This window comes from Roseibium sp. M-1 (assembly GCF_054515675.1).
Window position 1 is genome coordinate 743,459 of sequence record NZ_CM137257.1, and the last position, 12,447, is coordinate 755,905.

Genomic DNA, 12,447 nt, shown 5'->3' on the forward strand with positions numbered 1-12,447 from the left:
CACGCTCGGGGCCAGCGTGTTGCCGCCCCGTCGATGGAGATGCGTATATCAAAGGCTTGATCCGTTTGCCAAGCCCCTCAAGGCGTTTTTTTCTCCGCTCTGGCGTTTTTTTGGAGCCTATGTGGAAAACCCGATATTTTTCAGACCGATAGAGGTTAGAAACGGCCTGTAAAACGCTGCGTTTCCAGCACTTTGATACATCGAAACAGCTCAACCATCCGCAAAGCTTGCAAGGATGCGGCCGGATAATCAGGTGTTTGCGCGGGATCGGGCGCAGTGTGCTTGCCGAACGAGTGAAAAGAGCGGTGCTTGTGTGCGCCTCAAGATCCGGTTAGGAAGGTCCTGACGGTTCCGGAGAGGGCGTGTGCCCGGTCCGGATGAAACGGGAATCCGGTGCGGAGCTGATTGCTCCAGATCCGGAGCTGCCCCCGCAACTGTGAGCGGTGAGCGGCTGCACGAAAACCACTGGCTTGAAACGAGCCGGGAAGGGGTGCAGACGCGATGAACCGCAAGCCAGGAGACCGGCCGTCGCAGGAACAACCCTTGGGGACCGTCGGGTGGACGGCCGGGAGACGGATTTGACTGATCAACACGGCGCACGGACCGCCCTGGTCCTCGGCGGAGCCCGCTCCGGCAAGAGCCGGTTCGCCGAACGGCTCGTGGAAGAGACCGGTTTTCCGAAACTCTATGTCGCGACCGGCGCCGCCCATGACGCGGAAATGGGCAAGCGCATCGCCTTGCACAGGCAACAGCGTGGCGACACCTGGAAGACAATCGAGGAACAGACCGACCTTGCCGGCATTCTTGCCGCCGAAAGCCGTCCGGACCGGGCCATTCTCGTCGATTGCCTGACGCTCTGGCTCTCCAATCTTCTCTTTGCCAAAAGGGATCTTGCCGAAGAAACCGCGCAGCTCTGCGCGGCGGTGCCCAGGCTTGCCGGTCCTGTTGTTTTCGTCTCCAACGAGGTCGGCATGGGCATCGTGCCGGAGAACCGCCTCTCAAGGTCGTTCCGCGATGCGCAGGGCCGGCTCAATCAGGTTATGGCCGGGGTCTGCTCCAAAGTGGTGTTCGTTGCCGCCGGCCTGCCGATCCTTCTGAAACCCACCTCTCAACCGGATATCAGATTATGACTTCTTCTCAACAGTCGGGCCGGAAAATCCCGGCAACCATCGTCACCGGGTTTCTGGGCGCGGGCAAGACCACGCTGATCCGTAATCTCCTGACCAATGCCAACGGCAAGCGGATCGCGCTGATCGTCAACGAATTCGGCGACATGGGATTCGACGGTTCGCTGGTGAACGGCTGCGCCGATCCGGATTGCGCCGCCGAAGAAGTGGTCGAGCTGACCAACGGCTGCATCTGCTGCACTGTCGCCGACGATTTCCTGCCGACCATGGAAATGTTGCTCGCCCGCGACAACCCGCCGGAGCATATCGTCATCGAAACGTCTGGTCTCGCTTTGCCGCAGCCGCTGGTGCGCGCCTTTTCCTGGCCGAGTGTCAAACCGAAGGTGACCGTGGATGGTGTCGTGACGGTTCTGGACGCAGCCGCGCTCGCCGAAGGCCGCATCGCCCTTGACGAAGAGGCTTTGGCCGCGCAGCGGGCCGCCGATGAGGCGCTCGACCACGACAGTCCGGTTGAAGAGCTTTTCCATGATCAGCTCCGCTGCGCGGATCTGGTGGTGCTGAACAAGGCTGATCTCGTCGCCGAGGATGTTCTGAAGACCGTTCACGAGCGGATTGCCGCGGATGTGCGCCCCGCCGTACATATCGTCTCTGCCGAGAAGGGCACGCTGCCGATCGAGGTCCTGCTCGGCCGCGAGTCCGCTGCCGAAGACGACATGGCCCTCCGCCACGAGCATCATCACCATCATCACGACGATGACCACGACCATGATCACGACGATAATGACCATGACCACGATGACGACGACCATCATCATGATCACCACCACGACCATCATCATCACGACGATTTCGAAAGCCATGTGCTCGAAGTCAGTGCCTTTGCCAGCCTGAAGGATGCGGAAGCTAAGGTGCTGGAAGCCATGGCGCTGAAAGGCGTGCTGCGCATCAAGGGTGCGGTTCGTGTCGAAGGCAAGGCGGCGCCGGCCATGGTTCAGGCCGTCGGGCCACGCGTCGAAACCTGGTTCGCGGCAGGGGCGGAAAGCGCCGGCAAGCTGGTTGTGATCGGTCTCAAGGGGCTGGATCTTGCCGGTGTGCGTTCGCTGCTGGGCGAATTGAGCGCGGCCGCCTGAAAGCAAGAAGACTAAACGGAATACCGGAAGAAAAAGCAGCTGATGCATATTCTCGCCAGCCAGACGCGCCGGATCGACGACGGAGGGGACGCGGTCGATCTCGGCCAGTCCCCGGCCGACATCCTGTTCCTGTCGGCGGCCGATACCGAACTCGGCAGTTTCGCAGCAGCGCATCACCGGTCGGGCGCGGGGCGGGCAAGCCTTCGTCTCGCGAACCTGATGGCGTTGTCGCACCCCTATTCGGTCGACCTTTATGCCGAAAAGACGGTCAGTGGCTCGAAGCTGGTGATCCTGCGCATTCTCGGCGGTGTCGAATACTGGCGCTATGGTCTGGAACGCATCGAGGAAGAGGCGCGGGCGCGCGGGATCGACCTGATCGTCGTTCCAGGCGATGACAAGTGGGACGAGGACCTGACGTCCCGCTCGACGCGGCCGACAGCCGAAGTGCACCGGTTCTGGCGCTATTGCGTCGAGGGTGGTTCGGAGAACTATGTGAACGCGCTGACCTACGCGGCCCACCTCATCGGCAAGGCCGAGGACCCGGCTCATCCGGTGCCGCTGCCACGGGCCGGGATCTATCTGCCGGGGCACATCGCCCCGGGGCTGGACGATCTGAAGGCTTCCTGGAGCGACATAGCGCGTCCCGTCGCCGCGATCGTTTTCTACCGAGCGCTGGTGCAAGGTTCGCAGACCGCCCCGGTGGATGCGTTGGTTGAAGCACTCGGCGAGGCAGGCGTCAACGCGCTGCCGGTCTATGTGTCGAGCCTCAAGGAAGCCGAATCCGTTGCCGTTCTGGAGAACCTGTTCGAGGCAACACTTCCGGATGTCGTTCTGAACGGCACTGCCTTTGCTGTCTCCAAGGCGGGGACCGCGCATCAGACGACACCACTCGACCGGCCAGGCAAGCCCGTATTGCAGGTGGTGTTTTCCTCGTCCTCGAAGGACGGGTGGGTAGAAAGCGACCAAGGTCTGTCGATCCGCGACCTTGCAATGCATGTTGCGTTGCCGGAAATCGACGGCCGGATTCTGACACGCGCCGTCTCCTTCAAGGAAGAGGGGGTCTTCGATGAGGCAACCCAATCGACACCGGTGCGGTTCACGCCGGTGCCGGACCGGATGCGCTTCACTGCGGAACTGGCAGCGGCCTGGGCAAAGCTTGGGCGCACGCCAGCAGCAGAGAAGAAGACCGCGCTGATCCTTGCCAACTATCCGAACAAGGACGGCCGGCTCGCCAATGGTGTCGGTCTCGACACGCCGGCCTCGTGTGTGGGCGTCCTTAAGGCGATGGCGGCGGCTGGCTACGAGGTTGGTGAGGCGCCAAGCGGTTCGGCTGCACTCATGGAGGTTCTGACATCCGGTATGACCAACGCTCTGGACAGCCGGAACCTGCGAGCAGGCTTTCAGACGCTGTCGCTCGAGGCATACCGGGCCGCCTTCGATAGGCTGCCTTTGGCGGTTCGCTCTGCGGTAAATGACCGGTGGGGGAAACCGGAGGACGACCCGCATGTGACCGGTGGCGACTTCCGTCTTGCCTTGCACCGGTTCGGCAACCAGGTGGTCGGCATCCAGCCCGCGCGCGGCTACAACATCGATCCGAAGGAGACCTATCACGATCCGGCACTGGTGCCGCCGCACCATTATTTCGCCTTCTACATCTGGCTGCGCGAGACATTCGGCACGGATGCAGTCATTCATCTCGGGAAACACGGTAATCTGGAATGGCTTCCGGGCAAGGCGCTGGCGCTGTCTGAAGGTTGCTTTCCGGAAGCCGTGCTTGGACCGGTGCCGAATATCTATCCCTTCATCGTCAACGATCCGGGCGAGGGCGCTCAGGCCAAAAGGCGGACGGCTGCTGTCATTGTCGATCACCTGACCCCGCCACTCGCCCGCGCGGAAAGCCATGGGGTCGCCGAAGAGCTGGAAACGCTGCTCGACGAATATTATCTCGCCAGCGGTGTCGATCCCCGCCGTCTCAAGGCGCTGACACGGGATATTCTCGATGCAGCCGCCCGCCATGGCCTTGACAAGGATATCGGCCTTGAGCCTGGCATGGACGAAGAAACCCGTCTTGCACGCCTTGACGCGCATCTTTGCGATCTGAAGGAACTGCAGATCCGCGACGGCCTGCATATCCTGGGCGAAAGTCCGGAGGGCGATCTGTTGACGGATCTGCTGGTAGCGCTGGCCCGGGTGCCACGCGGCAGCGACCCGGCCGGCGAGAGCCTGCAGCGAGCTCTTGCCAGGGACCTCGGGTTCAGTGGCTTCGATCCGCTCGATTGCGAATTTTCCGACCTCTGGACGCTGGAAAAACCGGCTGTCCTGCAAGACATCATGGACGCTTCCTGGCGTTCCCACGGCGATACGGTCGAGCGGCTTGAACTGCTGGCTTGCGATCTTGTTTCAGGAATGCAGACCGCAGCTGAAACCTGGGTGGAGACCAGAGCGGTTCTGGAAGAAATAGAGCAGAAATTGAAACCGTCCGTGATCGGGTCCGGCCCGGCGGAAACTGCTGCGGTGCTGATGGCGCTAAGCGGCGGTTTCGTTGCGCCCGGTCCTTCCGGTGCGCCGTCGCGCGGGCGTCCCGACGTGCTGCCTACCGGGCGGAACTTCTATTCCGTCGATGTGCGGGCGGTGCCGACTGAAACCGCCTGGCGCCTCGGGTGGCAATCCGCCGGCCTTGTCGCCGAACGCCATTTCCAGGAGGAAGGCGAGTGGCCCAAGGCCCTGGTGCTGACCTGCTGGGGCACGGCCAACATGCGCACCGGCGGTGACGACATTGCCCAGGCTCTGGCACTGATCGGCGCAAGGCCGGTCTGGGAACAGGGATCGGGCCGCGTCACCGGATTCGAGATCCTGAAGCTTTCTGAACTCGGCCGTCCTCGCATCGATGTCACGCTGCGGGTTTCCGGATTCTTCCGCGACGCCTTTCCGCATCAGATGGATCTGTTCGACAGCGCCGTCCGGGCTATCGGCAAGCTCGACGAGCCGGAAGAGGCCAATCCTGTGGCCGCGCGCATGCGGGCCGAGACACGCAAGCTGCAGGGCGAGGGATTCGATGCCGCTGAAGCGACGCGTCGAGCCGGTTTCCGGGTCTTCGGATCCAAGCCTGGTGCTTACGGTGCAGGCCTGCAGGCCCTGATCGACGAGGGGATCTGGTCAGAACGGGCCGATTTCGCCGATGCGTTCCTGACATGGGGCGGTTATGCCTATGGCGGCGGCGCGGAGGGAACGGTCGCACGGCACGATCTGGAAGAACGGTTGAAATCGGTCGATGCCGTTCTTCACAATCAGGACAACCGCGAACACGACCTTCTCGACAGCGACGACTATTATCAATTCGAGGGCGGGCTTGCGGCGACGGTCGAAAGCCTGAAAGGCACCGCGCCAAAGGTCTATCACAACGATCATTCGCGGCCGGAACGCCCTGTCGTGCGCACGCTGTCGGAGGAAATCGGCCGCGTTGTACGGGGCCGGGCAGCCAATCCGAAATGGATCGCCGGGGTCATGCGCCATGGCTACAAGGGCGCATTCGAGATGGTCGCGACGCTCGACTATCTCTTCGCCTTTGCCGCGACGACCCGGGCTGTCGGCGATCATCACTTCGATCAGCTCTATGACGCCTACCTGGACGATCCGGCCGTGCTGGATTTTCTCAAGGACGCCAACCCTGCCGGCCTCAATGAAATGCTGTCGCGGTTTCAGGAAGCGATCGAGCGCGGCCTCTGGACGCCGCGGCGCAATTCGACCCATGCTGCACTGGGTGACTTGAAAACAAGACTGGAAGGGAGCAACGCATCGTGACTGCGGACAAGGACAAGCCGGAACTCTCCGAAGACGAACTCAACGCCCGCCATGCGGAAAAGATGCGCAAGAAGAAAGCCGCGCGCGACAAGATCATGGCCACCAAGACCATCGAGAAGGGCCTCCTGATCGTTCACACCGGCAAGGGCAAGGGCAAGTCGACCGCCGGTTTCGGTATGGTGTTCCGGTCCCTCGGCCATGGCCACAAGGTCGGCGTTGTCCAGTTCGTCAAGGGCCGGATCGAGACCGGCGAACGCATGGCGCTGGAACGCTTCTCGGATCTCGTTACCATCAAGCGCATGGGGGAAGGCTTCACCTGGGAAACACAGGACAGGCAGCGCGACATCGATGCCGCGAAGGAAGCCTGGGAAGCTGCCAAGGAGATGATCACGTCCGGTGAGTACCGGCTGATCCTTTGCGACGAGCTCAACATCGTGCTGCGCTACGACTATCTCGACATCGCCGAAGTGGTCGATTTCCTGCAGAACGAGAAGCCGGACGACGTTCACGTGGTCATCACCGGCCGCAACGCAAAGGACGAGCTGATTGAGATTGCAGATCTCGTCACCGACATGACGCAGATCAAGCATCCGTTCCGCTCCGGCGTGAAGCCGCAGGAAGGCATCGAGTTCTAGGGCTTTCCATGCATTCCAAACCCCGCACGCCGGCGATCATGATCCAGGGCACCGGCTCGAATGTCGGCAAGAGCCTGATCGTCGCCGGCCTTTGCCGTCTCTTTGCCAACCGGGGTCTGAACGTTCGTCCGTTCAAGCCGCAGAACATGTCGAACAACGCGGCTGTCACGGCCGACGGTGGTGAGATCGGCCGGGCACAGGCACTGCAGGCAATGGGCTGCCGGGTGCCCTTGAGCGTTCATATGAACCCTGTCCTGCTGAAACCGGAAACCGAAACCGGCGCTCAGGTCATCGTCCAGGGCAAGCGGTTCGGCACGATGCGCGCACGGGAATACGGAAGGCAAAAAGCCGAATTATTACCGAAGGTTCTGGAGAGTTTTGAGATCAACGCTTCAGGAGCGAATCTAGTGGTTGTCGAGGGGGCGGGCAGTCCGGCGGAGATCAATCTCAGATCCGGTGACATTGCCAATATGGGCTTTGCCGAGGCGGCCGACCTGCCGGTGATCCTGTGCGCGGATATCGATCGCGGCGGGGTGATTGCCTCCGTTGTCGGCACGCATACCGTTCTGGAAGAGGCGGAGCGGCAGCGGATCAAGGGCTTTTTCATCAACCGGTTCCGGGGGGATCCGAGCCTCTTTGCCGAGGGCTTGCACGAAATCGAAAGCCGCACCGGCTGGCATGGCCTTGGCGTCGTACCCTGGATTGCGGATGCGGCGAAGCTGCCGGCAGAGGATGCGCTCGGGCTTGCCGACGGCTTCGGTTCCGGCGGGCTCAAGGTGGTCGTGCCGGTCATTTCCCGGATTGCCAATTTCGACGATCTCGATCCGCTGCGGCTGGAACCCGGCGTGACGCTTGAACTTGTGCAGCCCGGGACTCCGTTGCCCGGAGACGCGGATATCGTGTTGTTACCGGGTTCCAAGTCCACGATCGGGGACCTGGAGTTCTTCCGGAAACAGGGCTGGGACATCGATCTGAAGGCGCATCACCGCCGGGGCGGGCACGTCCTTGGGGTCTGTGGCGGCTACCAGATGCTCGGGCGGACCATTGCCGATCCGGATGGGATCGAGGGATCGCCTGGAACGGTGGAGGGGCTCGGATATCTCGCAGTCGACACGATTCTGACCCAGGAAAAGTCGACTGTGGCGGCAAGCGGCACACATCTGGCCAGCGGTGCACCGGTTTCAGGCTATGAAATCCATGTCGGCCGCACGGATGGCCCCGGCTGCAGCGCGCCGATGATGCGGCTGGAAGACGGACGGCCCGACGGCGCCGTATCCGCTGACGGCCGCGTCTGCGGCACCTATATGCACGGCCTCTTCACCGACGATGCCTTCCGCGCGGCTTATCTTGGCGGTTTTGGAGCCGGGTCGAGCCTATCTTATGAGCGGGATATCGACCGGATATTGGACGCCCTTGCCGGACATCTTGAGCAGGTGCTGGATACGGACCTTATTCTCGAGATTGCCCGCTGTTCCTGATCCCAAAATCGGTTTGCTTCGAATGTTACCCTCCTTTTATCCCGTCAACATTCCCACACTGGGCAAGCTCTATCTGATGCCGAAGCCGTCGGGCGATTGGCTGGAGGATGATCTTGCCCGGTTGAGGGAGCAGGGTGTCGATCGGATCGTCTCGATGCTAACCGCTGAAGAGGCCGAAATTCTGGGGCTGGATCAGGAGGAAGCCAATTGTAATCAGATCGGCCTCGAGTTTACATCTGTACCGGTTCCAGACAGGCACGTTCCAGGGCTGGAAGTGGTTCGCGAGATTGTTGCTTCTATCGTTGAGGATCTGTCTCAGGGGAAGGGCGTCTCGGTTCATTGCCGGGCGGGGATCGGCCGGTCAGGCTTGGTTGTCTGCTGCGTGCTCGTAGCTCTAGGTATCAACGCAAGTGATGCTATCGATACCGTTTCAAAAAGCCGGGGCGTTGCTGTGCCTGACACCTCGGAGCAACGCGATTTCATTCTTTCTTTCAGGCTTTGAGCCTGTCATTTTTACCAATGGTTCTTACGCCGCTTCATTCGTTTGTTGGAAAGTTTCAATGCTCTTTCATTTGCCGCTCGCAATCATTCGCCTGTTTGCAATCTACTTTTTTATGAAGGCTGTTGCATACATTCCGGCAACCGTTGTCGACGTCATGGGAAATGTTCCAGACACAATAATTCGCCTACAGGTTTTGGTGGTCGTTCTAAATTTATTCGTTTCTGTGCTGGTCTTCAGCTACCCGAGAGCGATACTGATCGGGCTACCACGGCAGAGAGGAGAAATAGACCAGGACCGGAGCCAAGTTTCGCGATTTCAATCTGCTGGAATCGCGACGATCGGTCTTTATTTTGGTTTTCTCGGACTGCACGATCTTGTCTACTATCACATCTTTTTGGCGAACATGTCGGACCATGGTCTCGGCAGCCAGCCTTTGTCACCGCAGGATACGGCGGGCTATTGGGCAGCAGCTTTCGAATTGGTCGCGGGACTCGCTCTCATTGCCTTTTCTGGCGGTATTGCAAGCCTTTTTGCCAAGCTCCGCAGGCTTTCGCCTACAATAGAGGTCGACCAAGCCGAGAAATGACCCTTTCTTTGACCGACAATGGTAGTTCTCTAAAATGGCGTTCCTTAGAGGGTCAGTGCCAGGCCTGCAGCCAGAACGGCAATGATCAGCGCCTCCAGGGCATAACACCCAACCAGAATCCTGAGAGCCCGCGTGATATCGCCAGCGTTGGCATCCCGGCGTCCCTTTGAATTCAGGAAACGGTCGTTGACTGTATAGTCCTTGTAGATGCGCGGGCCGGCAAGGGCGAGGCCGAGGGCTCCGGCCATGGCCGCTTCCGGCCAGCCGGCATTGGGAGAACGATGCTTGCGGGCATCTTCCAGGATGCAGGCGAAGCTTTGCCGGACGGAACCGCGGGCGAGCGGCGCGCAGAGGGCGACGAAAAGGCCGGAGAGGCGCGAGGCCGGAAAATTGATCAGGTCGTCGAAACGGGCGGCGGCCCAGCCGAATTCGGCATAGATCTCGTTCTTGTGGCCGATCATGCTGTCGGCGGTATTGACGGCCTTGTATGCGATCAGGCCGGGCAGGCCGAGGACTGCGAACCAGAAAACAGGTGCAACGATGCCATCGGAAAAGTTTTCGGCACAGGATTCGATTGCGGCTCGTGACACGCCGGCCTCGTCGAGACGCTTCGGATCGCGGCCGACGATCATGGATACCGCCTTGCGACCGCCTTCCAGTCCGTTCTTCAGCAGGCCGTCACGGACAGCTGCGACATGCCGGTAGAGCGAGTTCTGTGCGATGAAGACAGCGGCAACGACAACTTCCAGGATGCGGCCATAGGGAATTTTGGATGCGGCCACCTCGATGGCGACGCCCGCAAGGATGGAGCCGGCGAGCAGCGCCATCAGCGTCAGTACGCCTCCGAGCTTGCGGGTGCCCGCGCTGAAATCCGTCTTGTTGAAATGCCGGTCGAACAGGCCGATGACCTTGCCGATCCAGACGACCGGATGGGGCAGGCGTTCCCATACCCAATCCGGATCGCCGATCACGGCATCAACCAGAAGCGCGGCCAGAAGCAGCCAGAGGGCGTGGTCGTAAAACAGCATCGGAAGGCCGGTCAGATTTCCTGTTGCGCCTCGACAAGGGCTTTCGAAAGCCTCGCGAGATTTTCAGGGCCGCCAGGCAGGCCGAAGCGGATCCAGGTCGGGGCGTAGTCGAAGACCCGGGTCCAGATCTTCCGGCGGGCCAGGGCTTCGTGCAGTTCCTTCGGCTTGCGCAGGCCCGCGAGCGCATAAAGCGGTGTGCCGCCGAAAACGCTGAGGCCGCATTCGGAGAGGGAAACCGTCAGGTCCGCCATATCCTCGATCAGCCGCCGGGTCATGTGGTCCTGCCACTCGGCATCCTTGAGCGCACGCGTTCCGATTTCCAGAGCGGGTCCGCTGAGGCTCCAGCTTTCCAGAATAGCGGAAATCCGGGCGACAGCCGGTTTGGACCCGGCGATAAAGCCAAGCCTGAGACCCGCGAGCCCGAAGAACTTTCCGAAGGAGCGAAGCACCAGAATGTTTTCCTTGCCGGCATGCGGCAACAGGCCCGATCCGGGAACAACGTCGGCGAAGGCCTCGTCCACAACCAGATACCCGCCGCGTTCCGTCAGGATACGGGCGATCTCCAGCAGGCTCTTGACGTCAATCAGGCGTCCGTCCGGATTGTTCGGATTGACCAGAACCAGGACCTTTGCGTCGTCGGGAAAGGAATAGACGCTGGAGACCTCGACCGGCGGCCGGCCTTCGCGTGTCCAGGCATCCTTGTGACTGGAGTAGGTCGGCGAGGCGAGTACAACAGGCCCGTCTGGCAGAACAAGCGGCAGCAGGGAAAGAAGGATCTGGGTGCCGGGCGCAGCGGCAACAGCCATATGATCGGGAATGCGGTAGGCGTGCCGGGCCGCGGCGATCAGCCGTTCACCGGCTGCGCGGGACGGCAGTTCGGTCCAGGAGCTTTCGGAAACGCCATCGGTCAGCGGGTAGCTGTAGGGATTGATGCCCGTCGATAGATCCAGCCAGTCCGCGTGTTTGCCGCCGAAGCGTTCGATCGCAAGGCTGAGGTCCCCGCCATGTTCCATGAAATGCGCCTTTTGTCTCGAGCGGCCCGTTTGAGGATGCGCCCATCCGGAATGTCATCTAGCCGGTCGCAGGTACAAAAGTACAGACTGTTCCCGACATGGCCCGCCGCAAGTGCGACCTGAGTACACACAAATGAAACAAGGCCTTGCTGGGAATGTGGCACCCACATGCACGAACCTGGAATAGACGGGTTCTCGCCTGCAACTCAAGGCGTGTTGACAGTTCATGTCGCAGTCCTAAAAAGAACAAAAAGAGAACAGTGTGCATGTGAGGACCAATCGTGCCAGACAGTCACACCAAATCGCCCGCGAAGGACTTCGACCGCGATGCACTTCTGGAGCAGCTCGGCCGGGCACGCCAGGCATTGCTTGACGCACAGCGCTGCATGCGGCCACGTTCGGGTTTGTCGCGATCGGCCAGTGCGATCATTGCCGAGATCGACGAATTCGCGCAGGTGCTCACCGGGACGGAAGATTTCTTTCACGCAAGGGCGCACGGAACGCCGGCGCGGCGGTCCGGGTGAGGCATGTCACTTGACCGTTTCGACTGTGCCGTATCGCTGCGTGGAATTGTTGCAGTGAGGTTTTTTCCACCTACCAGATATTCCCGGCGCCTGGCGTATAGGCCGCGCCGATGACCGTGTTGGCCTGCAGCACATCGCATTCCAGAATGCCGGAAAACTTGGCGGTCGGGGTGTTGGCTTCGATGATTGAGGCGGAAAGCTTCACCTTGCTGGCGGCCGAGATTTCGACCGTGTCGAGCCCCTGGATCAGGACGCTCTTGGGCGCGCTGATGACAACGTCCTGATTCTGGAACGAGATGACGCTTTCAAGCGCCGCAATCCGCGTTTCCAGATCGTTGATACGCTGGCGCAGCGTTTCCACCAGCGCGTCCGTGTTGTCGGAAGGAGCCACCAGTTGCGGTACCTTGCGGGGCTTTGGAGGCTCAACCCGCTTCATGGTTGACGTGGTGATGACGCGTGCGGGTTTCTTTGCCGCGTACGCATTGCCGCCTGACGGTTTCATGAACGCATCCCCGGTCTGATATTGCTCATACAGACGCTATCATGACGTAGGGGAAAGAGGGAGTCGCGGCAAACGGCACCGAAGCCCAAAGGGCTTGCGTTGGCGGTTAGACATGGTGGAG

The 12,447-nt window shown here is 60.9% G+C and carries 11 protein-coding genes and 1 riboswitch; of the genes, 8 read left to right on the forward strand and 3 right to left on the reverse strand.

Going from position 1 to position 12,447, the window contains the following annotated elements; genetic code table 11:
- Positions 1-331: 331 nt before the first annotated feature.
- Positions 332-544, forward strand: a riboswitch (cobalamin riboswitch).
- Between the two features lie 34 nt (positions 545-578).
- The 7 genes from cobU to ACX3M4_RS03460 are packed head-to-tail and all read left to right on the forward strand — an operon-like array spanning position 579 to position 9,259.
- Positions 579-1,130 (forward strand): bifunctional adenosylcobinamide kinase/adenosylcobinamide-phosphate guanylyltransferase, encoded by a 552-nt coding sequence (cobU, locus tag ACX3M4_RS03430; protein ID WP_459357198.1) that lies wholly within the window; start codon positions 579-581, stop codon positions 1,128-1,130.
- Complete coding sequence (cobW, locus tag ACX3M4_RS03435) at positions 1,127-2,257, forward strand: cobalamin biosynthesis protein CobW (protein WP_459357199.1); 1,131 nt, start codon at positions 1,127-1,129, stop codon at positions 2,255-2,257. Before cobU ends, cobW begins: the two co-directional genes overlap by 4 nt.
- Positions 2,258-2,299: 42 nt before the next feature.
- Positions 2,300-6,058, forward strand: coding sequence for a cobaltochelatase subunit CobN (gene cobN / locus ACX3M4_RS03440; RefSeq protein ID WP_459357200.1), 3,759 nt, complete (start codon positions 2,300-2,302; stop codon positions 6,056-6,058).
- A complete protein-coding gene (cobO, locus tag ACX3M4_RS03445) occupies positions 6,055-6,693 on the forward strand; it encodes a cob(I)yrinic acid a,c-diamide adenosyltransferase (protein ID WP_459357201.1) in 639 nt (212 codons plus the stop codon). The genes cobN and cobO overlap by 4 nt, the downstream gene beginning before the upstream one ends.
- Before the next feature lie 8 nt (positions 6,694-6,701).
- Positions 6,702-8,171 carry a cobyric acid synthase gene (locus ACX3M4_RS03450; protein WP_459357202.1) on the forward strand — a complete coding sequence of 490 codons (1,470 nt, stop codon included), beginning with the start codon at positions 6,702-6,704 and terminating at the stop codon, positions 8,169-8,171.
- Between the two features lie 22 nt (positions 8,172-8,193).
- Positions 8,194-8,673 carry a protein-tyrosine phosphatase family protein gene (locus ACX3M4_RS03455; RefSeq protein WP_459357203.1) on the forward strand — a complete coding sequence of 160 codons (480 nt, stop codon included), beginning with the start codon at positions 8,194-8,196 and terminating at the stop codon, positions 8,671-8,673.
- Positions 8,674-8,731: 58 nt separating this feature from the next.
- Complete coding sequence (locus tag ACX3M4_RS03460) at positions 8,732-9,259, forward strand: hypothetical protein (protein ID WP_459357204.1); 528 nt, start codon at positions 8,732-8,734, stop codon at positions 9,257-9,259.
- A gap of 44 nt (positions 9,260-9,303) precedes the next feature.
- Here the strand turns inward: ACX3M4_RS03460 and cbiB are convergent, their stop codons facing one another.
- Complete coding sequence (gene cbiB / locus ACX3M4_RS03465; RefSeq protein WP_459357205.1) at positions 9,304-10,287, reverse strand: adenosylcobinamide-phosphate synthase CbiB; 984 nt, start codon at positions 10,285-10,287, stop codon at positions 9,304-9,306.
- 11 nt (positions 10,288-10,298) lie between these two features.
- On the reverse strand, positions 10,299-11,300 hold the full coding sequence (gene cobD / locus ACX3M4_RS03470) for a threonine-phosphate decarboxylase CobD (RefSeq protein ID WP_459357206.1): 1,002 nt from the start codon (positions 11,298-11,300) through the stop codon (positions 10,299-10,301).
- A 281-nt stretch (positions 11,301-11,581) separates the two neighbouring features.
- Between cobD and ACX3M4_RS03475 the strand changes: the two genes are divergently transcribed.
- Positions 11,582-11,824 (forward strand): hypothetical protein, encoded by a 243-nt coding sequence (locus ACX3M4_RS03475; protein ID WP_459357207.1) that lies wholly within the window; start codon positions 11,582-11,584, stop codon positions 11,822-11,824.
- Positions 11,825-11,894: 70 nt separating this feature from the next.
- On the opposite strand, the gene ACX3M4_RS03480 is transcribed toward ACX3M4_RS03475, so the two are convergent.
- Positions 11,895-12,326 (reverse strand): hypothetical protein, encoded by a 432-nt coding sequence (locus tag ACX3M4_RS03480; protein ID WP_459357208.1) that lies wholly within the window; start codon positions 12,324-12,326, stop codon positions 11,895-11,897.
- Positions 12,327-12,447: the final 121 nt, after the last annotated feature.